The sequence below is a fragment of the Lysinibacillus sp. NPDC056959 genome, assembly GCF_042674095.1.
Lineage (GTDB): Bacteria > Bacillota > Bacilli > Bacillales_A > Planococcaceae > Lysinibacillus > Lysinibacillus zambalensis.
Genome location: NZ_JBHURE010000008.1, coordinates 45,236 through 61,122, shown reverse-complemented (window position 1 = coordinate 61,122; position 15,887 = coordinate 45,236). Strand labels below are relative to the sequence as shown.

At 39.3% G+C, this 15,887-nt stretch carries 19 protein-coding genes and 2 other annotated features; all 19 genes read left to right on the top strand.

Annotated features, from left to right (window positions below):
* Nucleotides 1-330 precede the first annotated feature (330 nt).
* The 19 genes from radA to ACFTQ7_RS11705 all read left to right on the top strand — a co-directional run bounded on the left by radA (nt 331) and on the right by ACFTQ7_RS11705 (nt 15,858).
* A complete protein-coding gene (radA, locus tag ACFTQ7_RS11795; RefSeq protein WP_386828868.1) occupies nt 331-1,707 on the top strand; it encodes a DNA repair protein RadA in 1,377 nt (458 codons plus the stop codon).
* A gap of 342 nt (nt 1,708-2,049) precedes the next feature.
* On the top strand, nt 2,050-3,135 hold the full coding sequence (locus ACFTQ7_RS11790) for a PIN/TRAM domain-containing protein (protein WP_079562391.1): 1,086 nt from the start codon (nt 2,050-2,052) through the stop codon (nt 3,133-3,135).
* 12 nt (nt 3,136-3,147) lie between these two features.
* Complete coding sequence (ispD, locus tag ACFTQ7_RS11785; RefSeq protein WP_386829011.1) at nt 3,148-3,840, top strand: 2-C-methyl-D-erythritol 4-phosphate cytidylyltransferase; 693 nt, start codon at nt 3,148-3,150, stop codon at nt 3,838-3,840.
* Between the two features lie 274 nt (nt 3,841-4,114).
* Nucleotides 4,115-4,591, top strand: a complete 477-nt coding sequence (ispF, locus tag ACFTQ7_RS11780) for a 2-C-methyl-D-erythritol 2,4-cyclodiphosphate synthase (protein ID WP_349660250.1) — start codon at nt 4,115-4,117, stop codon at nt 4,589-4,591.
* Between the two features lie 91 nt (nt 4,592-4,682).
* Nucleotides 4,683-6,143, top strand: a complete 1,461-nt coding sequence (gene gltX / locus ACFTQ7_RS11775; RefSeq protein WP_386828866.1) for a glutamate--tRNA ligase — start codon at nt 4,683-4,685, stop codon at nt 6,141-6,143.
* Nucleotides 6,144-6,193: 50 nt separating this feature from the next.
* Nucleotides 6,194-6,411: a binding site (T-box leader), on the top strand.
* A 164-nt stretch (nt 6,412-6,575) separates the two neighbouring features.
* Nucleotides 6,576-7,226, top strand: a complete 651-nt coding sequence (gene epsC, locus ACFTQ7_RS11770; RefSeq protein ID WP_079562388.1) for a serine O-acetyltransferase EpsC — start codon at nt 6,576-6,578, stop codon at nt 7,224-7,226.
* On the top strand, nt 7,223-8,623 hold the full coding sequence (gene cysS, locus ACFTQ7_RS11765) for a cysteine--tRNA ligase (RefSeq protein WP_386828864.1): 1,401 nt from the start codon (nt 7,223-7,225) through the stop codon (nt 8,621-8,623). The genes epsC and cysS overlap by 4 nt, the downstream gene beginning before the upstream one ends.
* A gap of 5 nt (nt 8,624-8,628) precedes the next feature.
* Nucleotides 8,629-9,048, top strand: a complete 420-nt coding sequence (locus tag ACFTQ7_RS11760) for a Mini-ribonuclease 3 (protein WP_349660253.1) — start codon at nt 8,629-8,631, stop codon at nt 9,046-9,048.
* Entirely contained in the window at nt 9,048-9,800 is a 753-nt protein-coding gene (gene rlmB / locus ACFTQ7_RS11755) for a 23S rRNA (guanosine(2251)-2'-O)-methyltransferase RlmB (RefSeq protein WP_386828861.1), read from the top strand. The genes ACFTQ7_RS11760 and rlmB overlap by 1 nt, the downstream gene beginning before the upstream one ends.
* Nucleotides 9,801-9,802: 2 nt before the next feature.
* Complete coding sequence (locus ACFTQ7_RS11750; protein WP_386829009.1) at nt 9,803-10,315, top strand: NYN domain-containing protein; 513 nt, start codon at nt 9,803-9,805, stop codon at nt 10,313-10,315.
* Nucleotides 10,316-10,383: 68 nt separating this feature from the next.
* The gene (gene sigH, locus ACFTQ7_RS11745) at nt 10,384-11,031 is read left to right on the top strand and encodes an RNA polymerase sporulation sigma factor SigH (protein ID WP_079562384.1); all 648 of its coding nucleotides are present in this window, start codon (nt 10,384-10,386) and stop codon (nt 11,029-11,031) included.
* Nucleotides 11,032-11,038: 7 nt separating this feature from the next.
* Nucleotides 11,039-11,254 carry a 50S ribosomal protein L33 gene (rpmG, locus tag ACFTQ7_RS11740; RefSeq protein ID WP_386828860.1) on the top strand — a complete coding sequence of 72 codons (216 nt, stop codon included), beginning with the start codon at nt 11,039-11,041 and terminating at the stop codon, nt 11,252-11,254.
* Between the two features lie 48 nt (nt 11,255-11,302).
* Nucleotides 11,303-11,488 (top strand): preprotein translocase subunit SecE, encoded by a 186-nt coding sequence (gene secE, locus ACFTQ7_RS11735; protein WP_053596042.1) that lies wholly within the window; start codon nt 11,303-11,305, stop codon nt 11,486-11,488.
* 510 nt (nt 11,489-11,998) lie between these two features.
* The gene (nusG, locus tag ACFTQ7_RS11730) at nt 11,999-12,532 is read left to right on the top strand and encodes a transcription termination/antitermination protein NusG (RefSeq protein WP_079562382.1); all 534 of its coding nucleotides are present in this window, start codon (nt 11,999-12,001) and stop codon (nt 12,530-12,532) included.
* Nucleotides 12,533-12,759: 227 nt separating this feature from the next.
* Complete coding sequence (gene rplK, locus ACFTQ7_RS11725) at nt 12,760-13,185, top strand: 50S ribosomal protein L11 (RefSeq protein WP_004233593.1); 426 nt, start codon at nt 12,760-12,762, stop codon at nt 13,183-13,185.
* Between the two features lie 118 nt (nt 13,186-13,303).
* On the top strand, nt 13,304-14,002 hold the full coding sequence (gene rplA, locus ACFTQ7_RS11720) for a 50S ribosomal protein L1 (RefSeq protein ID WP_386828858.1): 699 nt from the start codon (nt 13,304-13,306) through the stop codon (nt 14,000-14,002).
* Nucleotides 14,003-14,063: 61 nt separating this feature from the next.
* Nucleotides 14,064-14,210 (top strand) — a sequence feature (ribosomal protein L10 leader region).
* A gap of 32 nt (nt 14,211-14,242) precedes the next feature.
* Nucleotides 14,243-14,743, top strand: coding sequence for a 50S ribosomal protein L10 (gene rplJ, locus ACFTQ7_RS11715; RefSeq protein ID WP_079562380.1), 501 nt, complete (start codon nt 14,243-14,245; stop codon nt 14,741-14,743).
* A 72-nt stretch (nt 14,744-14,815) separates the two neighbouring features.
* Nucleotides 14,816-15,178: a 50S ribosomal protein L7/L12 gene (rplL, locus tag ACFTQ7_RS11710; RefSeq protein ID WP_079562379.1), complete on the top strand. Its 363-nt coding sequence runs from the start codon at nt 14,816-14,818 to the stop codon at nt 15,176-15,178.
* Between the two features lie 77 nt (nt 15,179-15,255).
* Complete coding sequence (locus ACFTQ7_RS11705; protein ID WP_349660257.1) at nt 15,256-15,858, top strand: class I SAM-dependent methyltransferase; 603 nt, start codon at nt 15,256-15,258, stop codon at nt 15,856-15,858.
* Nucleotides 15,859-15,887 lie beyond the last annotated feature (29 nt).

Sequence of the window (15,887 nt, the reverse complement as noted above, 5' to 3'; positions counted from 1 at the left end):
GTCCTTCTTTATCTTCATTCACATTCATCTCCCACCTCGAAAGGTGTGAGATGAATATGGATGCGATTCCTTTTTAGAGGGTATCCAAAATCTACTGAAATAGAGTAACTCAGTCTAAGGACGCCGCGTCCTGTGGCAATTTTGTCTGTGCGAAAACGGCTAACTGACCTACATCGGTATACACGCCACGTCCTGTGGCACTACTGAAATGACCGACATCGTGTCGGCCCTCGTGCAGGACTGAGCACAATTAAAAATCCGGATGCAATTACGCCAAGGCGAAATTGATGTACAATAAACATAAGAACAAATATTCGAGGTGGATGCAATTTGGCAAAGAAAAAAACAAAATTTGTATGCTCAGGCTGTGGTTATGAATCTGCAAAATGGATGGGAAGATGTCCAGGTTGTGGGGAATGGAATAAGATGGTTGAAGAGGTGGAAGTCGTTGCAAAAGGGCCACGCGGTGCATTCCAACACTCTGCTACGGTTACCCAAAAGGCACTCCCTATTATGCAAATTGAAGCTGCTGAGGAATCACGCGTTGCAACAGAAATGGGTGAGCTTAACCGAGTATTAGGGGGAGGCATCGTACCAGGTTCTCTTGTGTTGATTGGGGGAGATCCTGGGATTGGGAAGTCGACGTTATTATTACAAGTATCTGCGCTGCTTTCAAATAAGGGGCATCGTGTGCTCTATATTTCTGGTGAGGAATCCATCCGTCAAACAAAGCTGCGTGCAGAACGTTTAGGGGTAATCTCACAGGAGCTTTATATATATTCTGAAACAAATTTGGAGCTATTAAATCAGACGATTGATGATGTGAAGCCAAAGTTTGTTATTGTCGATTCTATTCAAACTGTTTTTCATCCAGAGGTAACGAGTGCGCCTGGTAGTGTATCACAAGTGCGTGAATGTACTGCAGAACTTATGCGAATAGCAAAAACAAAAGGAATTGCCATATTTTTAGTCGGACATGTAACAAAAGAGGGGCAAATTGCAGGACCACGTATTTTGGAGCATATGGTTGATACGGTATTGTATTTTGAAGGAGAACGACATCATAATCACCGTATTTTACGCAGCCAAAAAAACCGCTTTGGTTCTACGAATGAAATTGCTATCTTTGAAATGCTTCAGGGGGGCTTAAGGGAAGTGTTAAACCCGTCTGAGTTGTTCTTACAGGAGCGTTCGCAGGGGGCGGCAGGGTCAACAATCGTAGCCTCAATGGAAGGTACACGGCCAATTTTAGTTGAAATTCAGTCGCTTGTAACACCAACAAGCTTTAATTATCCGAAACGAATGGCAACAGGTGTCGATCAAAATCGTGTGCAACTACTTATGGCCGTCCTTGAAAAGAGAATGGGCCTCATGCTGCAGGCACAGGATGCATATATTAAAGTTGCTGGCGGCGTGAAACTTGATGAGCCTGCCATTGATTTAGCTGTATTGACAAGTATTGTTTCGAGTTTTAAGGATCAAGCTGTTAGGGCCACGGATTGCTTTATTGGAGAAGTAGGTTTAACTGGTGAGGTGCGTCGTGTATCTCGTATTGAACAACGTGTGATTGAGGCAGCAAAGCTCGGGTTTAAACGCGCCTTCATACCAGCTTCAAATATCGGTGGTTGGGATTTTCCTCAAGGTATTGAGATAGTTGGTGTAGAAACGATAAAAGATGCATTGAATGCTTGCTTTAGAGAGCTATAAAATAGTTTGTGCATGTTGGATAATGTTCTGACATGCACTTTTAACTTCTTTTTCGCAATTGAACACCAGGGTGTTGGATTTTTAAATTCATAGATAGAAGGTAGGAAACTCAAAGAGGCGTATTGGCGTCTATGATAATGTCTGTGAAAATGCTTGTTTAATGCAGAGTGGATGCCAAGGGGCATTTCTGTTTTTAGTGTGAAAAATTTTTAGTCATTGATTTTCAGTAGACTCGGGATGATCGGGAAATGGATGAAATTACCGATGCTTTGATAGGGTCATAAAAGATTTTCTGCAGTAAACTATGTATAATTATATATTAAAAATGGGAGGTGACAGTTTGTGAAAAAATTTGTTCAAATTGCTTTTTTACTGATTGGAGGAGCATTAGGCCTTGTTTTCTTACCGCCATTATACGAATTGCTTCATTTATCATCTAATCCTTGGCTTGATAACCCTTACGTATCAGTAGCTTTAGGAGCGCTATTGCTATTTACATTATCATTTGCCTTTTCGGATTATTTTGTACGGCTTATTAGCTGGATGGAAGAGGTGCTATTTAAAGTGCCGGTTGGTGACTTATTCTTTGGTACACTCGGCCTTATTATCGGACTAATCGTTGCTTATTTCTTAGGTTTTGCAATCGATAGTATTGATTTACCGATTATTACAAAGGTTTTACCAATTATACTGTCATTTATGCTTGGATATTTAGGGTTCCGTGTTGGCTTTAAAAAGCGAGATGAATTAATCCAGCTATTTACTTTGCGAGGTAACACTACAAAGAAAAAATTAGCGGAAGGTGTAGAGCCTCAAGAAGTACGAGGAAGCTATAAACTGTTAGATACTAGTGTTATTATTGATGGTCGTATTGCAGATATTTCGGAAACAGGCTTTATAGAAGGTACACTAGTTGTACCCCAATTTGTTCTTACTGAGCTCCAGCATATTGCTGATTCTTCGGATACGTTAAAGCGTACAAGAGGTCGCCGCGGCTTAGATATTTTGAAAAAATTACAAGATGAGCGTATGACGAATGTTGAGATTACTGAAGAGGACTTTGAGGATGTTCAAGAGGTTGACTTAAAGCTAGTGCGCCTTGCGAAGAAAAGGGGTTACGATACACAAATTGTGACGAACGACTTTAACCTTAACAAAGTTTGTGAGCTACACCACGTTAAAGTGCTAAACATCAATGATTTAGCAAATGCAGTCAAACCTGTTGTAATTCCAGGTGAGGATATGCAAGTGATGGTCATTAAAGATGGGAAAGAGCATAATCAAGGGGTTGCTTATTTAGATGATGGCACAATGATCGTTGTTGAAGGTGGACGTAGCTATATAGGACAGGCTATTACAGTAACCGTAACAAGTGTTCTTCAAACATCAGCAGGTCGAATGATTTTTGCTAAACCAAAGGATGACTAGGAAGTGGGAAATGTGCAATATGAAGTAGTATTGCCTGCTGCGGGAAGCGGAAAGCGAATGGGTGCAGGGCAAAATAAGTTATTTTTAAATCTTTTAGAAAAACCGATCCTCGTACACACGCTAGAGGTATTTGAACAGGATAGTCAGTGTACAGGTATTTGGCTTGCGGTAAAGCCTGAAGAGCGTTTGTTTATTCAGGACATGCTAGAGAGGTATGGAATTACTAAAGTTAAAGGTTTACCTGATGGTGGTGCAGAGCGACAGCATTCCGTCCATTCTTGCATGAAAGAAATGAAGCAGGTTGATATTGTGCTTGTGCATGATGCTGCGCGTCCATTTATTACTCACGACATTATAGCGAATCTTGTGCGAAGTGCGCATGACTTTGGCGCTGCGATTGCGGGTGTTCGTGCGAAGGATACGATGAAAAAAGTACGTGATGGTGTAATTGAAGAGACGATTGATCGAGAAAGCTTATGGATGATTCAAACTCCTCAAGCATTTCAATTTGATTTGATTGTAGAGGCAGAGGATGTCGCTGAGAAGGTGGGCTTCCTTGGTACCGATGAAGCAATGCTTGTTGAACGTCTTGGCCATGAGGTGCATATTGTAGAAAGTAGCTACGAAAATGTAAAGATGACGACACAAGAGGATTTAGTTTTTGGTGAAGCGATTTTGCGTAAACGTGCTTTGAAAACATTATGATAGCATACAAAAAATCTCATTAGCAGTAGATGCTGATGAGATTTTATTTTTTAATTGAACTTTAGTCTAGAGTAAGGTTTACTGTTAACTCAATTTCCTAGGAAATATGTTAAAATATGAGGGTATAATATAGAGTAAATATAAAAGTGAAGGAAGGTGAATGAGACTGCCTTATAAGCTGAATAGAAGCTTTTTAAGTCTGCATATTTCTTGAAGTAAATGAGCTTCGATTGGTGGATTTTTTATTTAGCTTATTAGACAGTTTCAAAATCATATGTTTCGAGTGGGACAAGGTTTTGACGTGCATGCATTTGAAGAAGGGCGTCCATTAATTATTGGTGGTATAACAATTCCTCATGAAAAAGGGTTAGTAGGGCATTCGGATGCAGATGTTTTATTACACACTGTAACAGATGCAGCGTTAGGGGCTATTGGTGAGGGCGATATCGGTCGTCATTTCCCAGACACAGATCCTGCGTTCAAAGATGCTGATTCAGCGAAATTATTAGAGCATATTTGGAAGATTGTTGAGGATAAAGGCTATGTTTTAGGTAATGTGGATTGTACGATTATGGCACAGCGTCCGAAAATGGCGCCGTATATTGGACAAATGCAAAATCGTATTGCTGAATTGCTTCATGCAGAGCCTTCTCAAGTGAATGTTAAAGCAACAACAACTGAGCGTTTAGGTTTTACAGGTCGCGAGGAAGGGATTGCAGCGATGGCGACAATCCTATTGATGAAGAAATAAAAGCGGGTTCACAGTGCTTTTATTTCCTGTAACAGAGTGGTAAAATGAACAAAGTCAATTTTTTGAACGAAAATTTAGGAGGCTTTTAATTATGGCGAAAGAAGTTCGTGTTCGTTACGCGCCATCCCCTACTGGTTTCTTACATATCGGTGGAGCGCGTACAGCGTTATTTAACTATTTATATGCTAAACATCATAACGGTAAATTCATCGTACGTATTGAGGATACAGATGTTGAGCGTAATGTAGAGGGCGGAGAAGCATCTCAGCTAGATAACTTAAAATGGTTAGGTATGGAATATGATGAGTCGATCGATATTGGTGGACCGTATGCACCATATCGTCAAATGGAGCGTCTTGATATTTATAAAGAGCACGCTGAAAAGCTACTAGAGCAAGGTTCAGCTTACAAATGCTTCTGTTCTTCAGAGAAATTAGAAGCGTCTCGTGAAGAACAAAAAGCACGAGGTGTAGCAGCTCCGACTTATGATGGAACTTGCCGTCATTTATCAGCAGAGGAAGTTGCAGCTAAAGAAGCTGCTGGTGAACAATATACAATTCGTATGCGCGTACCTGAAAATGTAACATATGAATTTGAAGATTTAGTACGTGGACAAGTAACATTTGAGTCAAAAGATATTGGTGACTGGGTACTTGTTAAAGCAAACGGAATCCCAACGTATAACTATGCGGTAGTGCTAGATGATCACTTTATGGAAATTTCACACGTATTCCGTGGTGAAGAGCATTTATCGAATACACCAAAACAAATGATGATTTTTGATGCATTCGGCTGGGAATATCCAAGCTATGGTCATATGACATTAATCATTAATGAAAACCGTAAAAAATTATCAAAACGTGATGAATCAATTATTCAATTCGTAACACAATATAAAGATTTAGGTTACCTACCTGAAGCAATGTTTAACTTCTTCGCATTACTTGGCTGGTCTCCTGAAGGGGAAGAAGAGATTTTCTCAAAAGAAGAATTTATTAAAATCTTTGATGAAAAACGTCTTTCAAAATCACCATCTATGTTCGATAAACAAAAGCTCACTTGGATGAATAACCAATACATTAAAAAATTATCTTTAGAAGAAGTAGTGGCTTTATCTTTACCACACTTACAAAAAGCTGGTTTATTACCAGAAGAATTAACAGAAGAAGAACGTGCATGGGCTACAGATTTAATCGCACTTTATCATGATCAAATGAGCTTTGGTGCTGAAATTGTAGAACTATCTCGCCTATTCTTTAACGATCATATTGAATATGATGAAGAAGCAAAAGCAGTTTTAGAAGGTGAACAGGTACCTGAGGTAATGACTGCATTTAAAGCACAGCTTGAAAGTTTAGAGGAATTTACGCCTGATACTGTTAAAGCGGCTATTAAAGCTGTTCAAAAAGAAACTGGACACAAAGGTAAAAATCTATTTATGCCAATTCGCGTCGTAACGACGGGTGAAACGCATGGTCCAGAACTTCCGAACGCAATTTGCTTAATTGGCAAACAGAAAACAATTGATCGTGTAGAAAAATTTGCGCAATAAGTAGAAATTGATTGACAATTTATTAGTTCGTTGTAAAATGTATTTACATTGAAAAAGCGTTGATAAGGAGAAGTAAGTGGCGCATGCTCTAAAGAGAGGACCATCACCGGCTGAAAGTGGTCTGAGCCTAGGCAAAACTGAAATGCACCTTTGAGCATGAAGCTGAACAAAAGTAGGCTTTATCGATTCGTTCCCGTTACAGAACGTCCAGAGTGGAAGGCATTCGCCTTCAATCAGAGTGGAACCGCGCAAATTTAGCGTCTCTGTCATTCCTTTTTTGGGATGATAGGGGCGCTTTTTTATTTTCTAGACGACATAGACTTAAAGTGGGGGATGCACCAAAACTCACTCGGCTAACTCTGGGGTGAAATCAACGTCAGTTATAGTATTTCAAAGGATCAAGGCAGATCAAAATGAAAAGGGGGAGCTTTTGTGTTTAAAAGAATGAAGGAAGATGTAGAAACAATTTTTGAGAATGACCCAGCAGCGCGTAGTGTATTCGAAGTGATATTAACATACTCGGGCCTGCACGCTACTTGGGCACATCGAGTTGCCCATTGGTTCTTTAAAAAGCGTTTTTATTTTATAGCCCGTACCATTTCACAAATTAGTCGCTTCTTTACTGGAATTGAAATTCACCCTGGAGCGAAAATCGGTCGACGTTTTTTTATTGACCATGGGATGGGTGTTGTCATTGGTGAAACATGTGAGATTGGTGATAATGTAACGTTGTATCAAGGTGTAACTTTAGGTGGCACAGGAAAAGAAAAGGGGAAACGCCATCCGACATTAGAGGATAATGTACTAGTTGCAACAGGTGCAAAAGTGTTAGGTTCTATTACAATTGGTGAAAATAGTAAAATTGGTGCAGGCTCAGTTGTCTTAAAAGAAGTGCCGCCAAATGCTACGGTTGTCGGTATTCCTGGTAAAATAGTGATTAAGGATGGAGTCCGTCTAGAGAAAAAACTAGACCATCAAAATATTCCTGACCCTGTAGAAGAACGTTGTCAAGCTTTCGAGAAGCAGATTGCAGCAATGAATCAGGAAATCGAACGCTTACAAAAGGAGAGAGAAATACAATGAGTATTCAAATTTTCAACTCATTAACACGACAAAAGGAAACTTTCGTACCGCTGGAGGAAGGCAAAGTAAAAATGTACGTTTGCGGTCCGACAGTATATAACTACATTCACATTGGGAATTCACGTCCTGTTATTGTCTACGATACAGTGCGTCGCTATTTCCAATACAAAGGCTACGATGTGAAATTTGTTTCAAATTTCACAGATGTTGACGACAAAATTATTAAGGCTGCTAATGAGCTTGGAGAAGAGGTTCATGAATTAACGGAACGCTTTATTGCTGCATACTTTGAAGATATTACGGCGTTAGGCTGCAAGAAAGCAGATGTACATCCACGCGTAACAGAGCATATGGATGATATCATTCAATTCATTCAAGTATTAATCGATAAAGGCTACGCTTATGAGTCAGCTGGTGATGTTTATTACCGCACTCGTAAATTTAATGGTTACGGTAAATTATCTCACCAAGCGGTGGATGATTTAAAAATCGGTGCTCGTATAGAAGCGGGTGAGAAAAAAGATGATGCGTTAGATTTCGCTCTATGGAAAGCTGCGAAGCCAGGCGAAATTTACTGGGAAAGTCCGTGGGGCAAAGGACGTCCAGGTTGGCATATTGAATGCTCAGTAATGGCGCGTGAGCATTTAGGAGATACTATGGATATTCATGCTGGTGGGCAAGATTTAACATTCCCGCATCATGAAAATGAAATTGCACAATCTGAAGCTCATAATGATAAAACATTTGCGCGTTATTGGATGCACAATGGGTATATTAATATAGATAATGAAAAGATGTCCAAATCTCTTGGCAATTTTATACTCGTAAATGATATTCGTAAACAAATTAACCCGCAAATTTTACGATTCTTTATGCTTTCGGTGCATTATCGTCATCCGATTAACTTTGCGAAGGATTTAGTAGATGCAGCTGCAAATGGTTTAGAACGAATTCTTACTGCCTACAACAATGTCAAACACCGTTTAACAGCAACAGCAAGCTTAGGTGATTGCTCAGAAGAATGGCTTGAAAAAATTGCTGAACAAAAAGCTCATTTTGAAGAAGCGATGGATGATGATTTTAATACAGCCAATGCTATTTCTGTATTATTTGAATTAGCGCGAATCGCAAATATTTATTTAAACGAAACGAATACTGATGAAAAAGTATTATTGCGTTTTACTGAAACTTTTGAGGTGTTAGGTGACGTCTTAGGTATTGAATTTGCAAAAGAAGAAGAGTTGTTAGACGAAGAAATTGAAGCTCTTTTACAGGAGCGTATAGAAGCTCGTAAAAATCGTGATTTTGCCCGTTCAGATGAAATTCGTGACCATTTGCAAGCACAAGGTATCATTTTAGAAGATACGCGACAAGGAACTAGATGGAAACGAGGGTAAGTAATTTGGGTAAACTCCGCAACGAAGATGTTAAGCAATTGAATGCATTAGCGTTAGCCTATATGGGGGACGCAGTTTTAGAACAAAAGGTACGAGAGCATCTGCTACGTGCCGGTCGCGTCAAACCTAACACACTTCATAGGGAAGCGACACATTACGTATCAGCGAAAGCACAATCTACGATTGTACATCGAATGATGGATGAAGGCTTTTTAACAGAGGAGGAGTTGGCTGTGTTCCGTCGTGGACGCAATGCCAAATCCGGCTCTGTGCCGAAAAATACAGATGTTCAAACATACCGTAATAGCTCCGGTTTTGAGGCGGTGCTTGGTAGTTTATTTTTATTAAATGAATTGGAACGCGTTTATGCAATCATTGCATACGCTATTCAAATAATCGAGGAATCGAAAGGAGTGTCAAATTAATGGCAGAGCAAAATGGAGAAATGATTGCCGGTAAAAACCCAGTGTTAGAAGCGCTTCGTTCAGGCCGCGATATGAATAAAGTATGGATTGCAGAAGGTGTGAAAAAATCAGGGGTTAACGAACTTCTAGATTTGGCACGTGAACGTGGTGTCATTGTTCAATTTGTCCCGAAGAAAAAGGTTGATCAATTATCAGATGCCAATCACCAAGGAATTGTTGCCTCTGTTGCGGCATATCAATATGCAGAGCTAGAGGATTTATTTGCGGTTGCGGCAAAAAAACAAGAAGACCCATTTTTCTTAATTTTAGATGAGCTAGAGGATCCGCATAATCTAGGCTCTATTATGCGAACTGCTGATGCGATAGGCGCGCATGGTATTATTATTCCGAAACGTCGTTCTGTGAGTTTGACAGCCGTAGTGGCAAAGGCATCAACTGGAGCAATTGAGCATGTACCTGTCGTGCGTGTTAATAATTTAGCGCAAACGGTTGATGAGCTAAAAGAACGAGGAGTATGGATTGCAGGTACAGATGCCAAGGGTTCTGCAGACTATCGTAAAATGGATGCAACATTGCCGCTTGCGATTATTATTGGTAGTGAAGGCAAAGGAATGGGCCGCTTATTAAAAGAGAAGTGTGACTTTTTATATCATTTACCGATGATTGGACATGTCACATCACTAAATGCATCGGTAGCTGCTGCACTTTTAATGTACGAAGTGTATCGTAAACGTCAAGAAGCGAATGATTGACAATGAAAACTATTTTGCTTGTTGACGGCTATAATATGATAGGAGCTTGGAAAGAGCTACGACCATTACGTGATACAAATTTTGAAGATGCCCGTAAGAGATTAATAGAGCTTATGGCTGAGTATAAGGCAGCTATGGGGTGGCGCGTAATTATAGTTTTTGACGCACATCTTGTACCGGGTGTGGAGCAAACTTATTTAGAAAACGATGTCGAAATCATTTATACACGGAAAAATGAAACAGCAGATGAACGTATTGAAAAAATGACACACGAACTAAAGGCTAGAAATGTACAGATTCACGTAGCAACCTCCGATATGGCAGAGCAAAACGTTATTTTTGGTAACGGTGCTCTGCGAAAATCGGCAAGAGAGCTAGAAATTGATATGGGTATTATCCAACATAAAATTTCTCATGAGGTGAAACAAAAACATGATAGCAAACCGCCATCCCGCATGGAGCTTAAGCCGGATATTGCTTTGGCCTTTGAAAAATGGCGGCGTGGTTTGAAATGATTGATTGACTCATATTTTCCAATTCCGTTATACTGTTTCTAATTATCTGTTGTGGCTGAGGTGATACCATGTTTAAAAATAGTATTGTACAAGTGACACAAGATTTTGAACGATTCAATGATGAAGAACTTATTGAAATGGTGCATCAAGGTAATACAGATGCGTTGGATTATTTAATTACGAAATACCGTTTGTTAGTAAGAGCAAAGGCTAGATCTTATTTTTTAATTGGTGCAGATAAGGAAGACATTGTGCAAGAGGGCATGATTGGTTTATATAAAGCCATTCGCGATTTTAAGGGAGATAAGCTTGCTTCTTTTAGAGCTTTTGCTGAGCTATGTATTACAAGGCAGATTATTACGGCTATTAAAACAGCTACGAGACAAAAGCATATTCCACTTAACTCATATGTTTCTCTGGACAAGCCTATTTTTGACGAAGAGTCAGATCGTACTTTAATGGATGTATTAACGGGTGCTATTATGGATGATCCGGAAGAGTTAATGATTCATAGAGAAGAGTTTGGCTACTTAGAAGAGAAGATGGGTGAGATTTTAAGTGAACTAGAATTACAAGTGTTAGCTCTTTACTTGGATGGTCAGTCTTATCATGAAATTTCTGCGAAACTAAATCGTCATGTGAAGTCTATTGACAATGCTTTACAACGAGTAAAGCGTAAATTAGAGCGACATTTAGTTCTCGAAGAAATGTCTTAGCAGTTGTATGCCTTTGTTGACATTGACAAATATAGGTGTTAGTCTTGAAAAGACAAAGTGCCGAAAAGGTGATTATATGGCAAAAAAAGTCGTTCTAAATTGCGAAAAATGCGGATCGAGAAATTATACGTTTCCAGCTAAGGAAGATTCAATTGTACGCCTCGAATTAAAGAAATTTTGCTCGCATTGCAAAGAACATACAGTGCATAAACAAACGCTATAAAATAATTTGTAAATAGACAGATATGATTGATTCGGAGGTTAGGCTAGAATGGGCAAGATTAAAGGCTTTTTCAGCAATGTAATGTCGGAAATGCGCAAAACAAGCTGGCCAAAAAGTAAAGAACTGACGAAATATACAGTCGTTGTAATTTCAACTGTTGTAATTATGGCTTTATTTTTTGTGTTAGTAGACTTAGGTATTTCATCATTATTCCGCTGGTACTTAGAGTTATAATTTAGTAAATAGCATGTTAATACTTCTGAAATAGCCCGTCATTACAATAAACGGGTTTTTTCGTTTGTTTCGTTTGTTGTATGAAGTGATCAGCAGTAAAATATTCTTAATATGATAAGTAGGCTACTCGGGATAGTATGAGGGTAGCGATAGATGACTATGCTAGATTTGGTATATATCATCAGGCTTTCGCTAGCTATTAGCGAAAGCTATGTTTTTCTAATAGCAGTTTGTGAAAAGAGTAAAGAATGCACTTAGCATATCCAATTCTTTTCACTTTTATCATCATTCAGTAGAAGATTCCTGCTTCTAAAAGTGGTAGGTTGAATGCAAATGCAGTTCCTTTTTGGTAGGTGTCCAAACACCGATTGAATGAAGATAAAGCCACTGGCATATGTCACGGATTTTGAAAGGGACTAATTGTGCAAACACAATACAAAATCCAGACACAATTACGCCAAGGCGTAATTGATTTAGTAAGGGAGGGACGGACGAGGAGTCCTAGTAGTTATGGAGAAAAATTGGTATGTTGTTCATACGTATTCAGGGTATGAAAACCGTGTAAAAGCAAACCTAGAGAAACGTGTAGAAACGATGGGTATGCAAGATAAGATTTTCCGTGTTATTGTGCCTGAACACGAAGAAACGGAATTGAAGGATGGGAAAAAGCGTACAATGATGCGTAAAGTTTTCCCTGGTTATGTTTTAGTAGAGCTTATTATGACAGATGATTCATGGTATGTTGTGCGTAATACGCCAGGCGTAACTGGCTTTATCGGTTCATCTGGCGGTGGTGCGAAGCCAACACCATTATTACCTGAAGAAGCGGACCGTCTACTACAACAAATGGGTATGACTGACAAAGTTGTCGAGATTGATATTTCTGTTGGAGAAGCGGTAGAAGTATTAGAAGGGCCTTTCGCACACTTCCAAGGACGTGTTGAAGAAATTGATACTGAAAAAGGAAAAGTGAAGGTTTCTGTAGACATGTTTGGTCGCGAAACAATTATGGAACTTGATTTTGAGCAAATACAAAAAATGTAGTTTTAGCAACTAAAGTGCCATATGTCTGATGAGTATGTCACAGAATTTGTTATTTACTACTTGCTTAAAAAAAATAAAAGTGGTATCATTTCAAAGGTCAGACTGTCATACTTTGCTTTGACGTCTGTAATGATAATTTTAATGTTATCGGCACTTAGCTGACAGACAGATATTGAGTGGGAGGGGCAACCCAATTACCACATCACGGACTTAAGGAGGTGTGTCTCGTGGCTAAAAAAGTTATTAAAGTTGTTAAACTTCAAATCCCTGCTGGTAAAGCAAATCCAGCTCCACCGGTTGGTCCTGCATTAGGTCAAGCGGGTGTGAACATCATGGGATTCTGTAAAGAATTCAACGCGCGTACTGCTGATCAAGCTGGTCTTATTATTCCAGTTGAAATTTCAGTATTCGAGGACCGTTCATTCACTTTCATTACGAAAACTCCACCTGCAGCAGTTCTACTTAAAGTAGCAGCTGGTATCCAATCTGGATCAGGTGAACCAAACCGTAAAAAAGTTGCAACGGTTAAACGTGATAAAGTTCGCGAAATCGCTGAAACTAAAATGCCAGACCTTAACGCTGCTTCAGTTGAAGCTGCAATGTTAATGGTTGAAGGTACTGCACGAAGCATGGGTATTGTTATCGAAGACTAATCCCATTACTTGATGATGTATTTGTTTTTGGAAGGTTGCGGAGTTTCTTTGTGAACGCGCAACCTTTATTCGTGGGAGGTAAAATCCGCTATAACCACAATCAAGGAGGAATTATATAATGGCTAAAAAAGGTAAAAAACTGCAAGATGCAGTAAAATTAATCGACCGTAACGCAGTATACGGCGCACAAGAAGCAATCGAACTTGCTCAAAAAACTAGCTCAGTGAACTTCGACGCTACTGTAGAAGTTGCTTTCCGTCTAGGAATCGATACTCGTAAAAACGACCAACAAATCCGTGGTGCAGTAGTGTTACCAAACGGTACTGGTAAAACTCAACGTGTATTAGTATTCGCTAAAGGTGAAAAACTTAAAGAAGCTGAAGCAGCTGGTGCTGACTATGTAGGCGATGCAGAATACATCCAAAAAATCCAACAAGGTTGGTTCGATTTCGATGTAATCGTTGCAACTCCTGACATGATGGGTGAAGTTGGTAAACTTGGTCGTGTATTAGGACCTAAAGGTTTAATGCCAAACCCTAAAACTGGTACAGTTACTTTTGATGTAACTAAAGCGATCGAAGAAATTAAAGCTGGTAAAGTAGAATACCGTGCTGATAAAGCTGGTATTATCCACGCTCCTATCGGTAAAGTTTCTTTCTCTGCAGAAAAATTAGTAGAAAACTTCTTAACTGTATTTGATGTAGTACAAAAAGCAAAACCTGCTGCTGCTAAAGGTACTTACATGAAATCTGTAAACGTTACAACTACAATGGGCCCAGCTATTAAAGTTGACGCTTCAAGCGTAGTAGTAAAATAATTAGTTTTTTTATATAAATCTGTTGACGGCTCTGTCTATCTGTGATATGATGGATGCTGTTGTGAATCATCCATTTGTACCGTAGACAGTAGGAGTGACTTGTCACTTAATGATCCTACCGAGGACATCGGAATTCGGATTCTTATTTTAAAGATGATGACTTTCAGCCTCTGTGTCTATTTGACCCGGAGGCTTTTCTTTTGTCGGTATAAATGACCCATTCTAATAGGAGGTGTCATCATGAGCAAAGCAATCGAAAACAAACAAGTACAAGTTCAAGAGATTACTGAGAAATTCCAAAATGCTGCTTCTGTAGTAGTTGTGGATTACCGTGGTCTTAACGTTACACAAGTGACTGAGCTTCGTAAACAACTTCGTGAAGCTGGCGTTGAGTTCAAAGTTTACAAAAACACTTTAACTCGTCGTGCGACTGAAGCTGTTGGCCTTGAAGGAATCAATGACGTATTAGTTGGTCCTAACGCAATTGCGTTCTCTAATGAAGATGTTGTAGCTCCTGCTAAAATCATCAACGAGTTCGCTAAGAAAAATGAAGCTTTAGAAATTAAAGCAGGTATTATTGAAGGTACAATCTCTTCTGTTGAAGATGTTAAAGCACTTGCAGAACTTCCATCACGCGAAGGTCTTCTTTCTATGCTTTTATCTGTACTTCAAGCTCCAGTGCGCAACTTCGCACTTGCAACAAAAGCTGTTGCAGAACAAAAAGAAGAACAAGGCGCGTAATTTCATACGCACTATAACTTCTGCGGCCTAACCCGCAACAAAAAAACATTATCCAATTAGGAGGAAATTATAATGAATAAAGAGCAAATCTTAGAAGCTATCAAAGCTATGACAGTTCTTGAATTAAACGATTTAGTAAAAGCTATCGAAGAAGAATTCGGTGTAACAGCTGCTGCTCCTGTAGCAGTAGTAGGTGGTGCTGCTGCTGGCGCTGCTGAAGAAAAAACTGAGTTTGACGTAGTACTAGCATCTGCTGGTGGCGAAAAAATCAAAGTAATCAAAGCGGTTCGTGAAATCACTGGTTTAGGTCTTAAAGAAGCTAAAGAAGTAGTAGATAACGCTCCTAAAGCTCTTAAAGAAGGCGTTTCTAAAGATGAAGCTGAACAAATCAAAGCTAAACTTGAAGAAGTTGGCGCATCTGTAGAAGTTAAGTAATCTCGCGTTACTTTTAAACAAAAGGAAAGCTCGTCATTGCGGCGAGCTTTTTTTCTTCATTATGAGGAGGCGTGAAAATGTCAGATCACTATTATACAAGTAAGCCTCAAACTGAGAGTAAACCTCGTCACTGGACATTCAAATTGTTAGGGCATACGTTTTCCTTCGAAACGGATGCAGGGGTATTTAGTAAAAGCGAAGTAGATTTTGGATCCCGTGTATTAATAGATGCTTTTCAAATGCCTGATATTGATGGTGCAATTTTTGATGTGGGGTGTGGGTATGGACCAATTGGATTATCGATTGCCAAGACAAACCCAGATCGTACCGTTCTTATGATGGATATAAATGAACGTGCAGTTGCACTCTCACAAAAAAATGCGCAAGTAAACGGTGTTCAAAATGTACGGATATTTGTGAGTGACGGACTATCGATGGTTGGCAACGATATAAAAGCCGCAGCTATTTTAACCAATCCTCCAATTCGCGCAGGAAAGGAAACAATTTTCCGTTTTTACGATGGAGCTTATGATAAGTTAGTGTCATCTGGCGAGTTGTGGGTAGTAATACAGAAGAAGCAAGGTGCACCATCAACGGTAAGTTATTTAGAAGAAAAATTTTCTGAAGTCGATGTTGTGGAGAAGAAAAAAGGCTACTGGATAGTGCGTGCAAAAAAATAAATGAAATATGCATAAATTATTGACTTGAC

Coding starts and splice junctions, on each gene's coding strand:
- rplJ (WP_079562380.1), top strand. CDS start 14,243: ATGAGCAAAGCAATCGAAAACAAACAAGTACAAGTTCAAGAGATTACT.
- nusG (WP_079562382.1), top strand. CDS start 11,999: ATGGAGAAAAATTGGTATGTTGTTCATACGTATTCAGGGTATGAAAAC.
- sigH (WP_079562384.1), top strand. CDS start 10,384: ATGTTTAAAAATAGTATTGTACAAGTGACACAAGATTTTGAACGATTC.
- ispF (WP_349660250.1), top strand. CDS start 4,115: ATGTTTCGAGTGGGACAAGGTTTTGACGTGCATGCATTTGAAGAAGGG.
- ACFTQ7_RS11705 (WP_349660257.1), top strand. CDS start 15,256: ATGTCAGATCACTATTATACAAGTAAGCCTCAAACTGAGAGTAAACCT.
- gltX (WP_386828866.1), top strand. CDS start 4,683: ATGGCGAAAGAAGTTCGTGTTCGTTACGCGCCATCCCCTACTGGTTTC.
- rplA (WP_386828858.1), top strand. CDS start 13,304: ATGGCTAAAAAAGGTAAAAAACTGCAAGATGCAGTAAAATTAATCGAC.
- secE (WP_053596042.1), top strand. CDS start 11,303: ATGGGCAAGATTAAAGGCTTTTTCAGCAATGTAATGTCGGAAATGCGC.
- cysS (WP_386828864.1), top strand. CDS start 7,223: ATGAGTATTCAAATTTTCAACTCATTAACACGACAAAAGGAAACTTTC.
- rlmB (WP_386828861.1), top strand. CDS start 9,048: ATGGCAGAGCAAAATGGAGAAATGATTGCCGGTAAAAACCCAGTGTTA.
- rplL (WP_079562379.1), top strand. CDS start 14,816: ATGAATAAAGAGCAAATCTTAGAAGCTATCAAAGCTATGACAGTTCTT.
- rpmG (WP_386828860.1), top strand. CDS start 11,039: ATGCCTTTGTTGACATTGACAAATATAGGTGTTAGTCTTGAAAAGACA.
- ACFTQ7_RS11750 (WP_386829009.1), top strand. CDS start 9,803: ATGAAAACTATTTTGCTTGTTGACGGCTATAATATGATAGGAGCTTGG.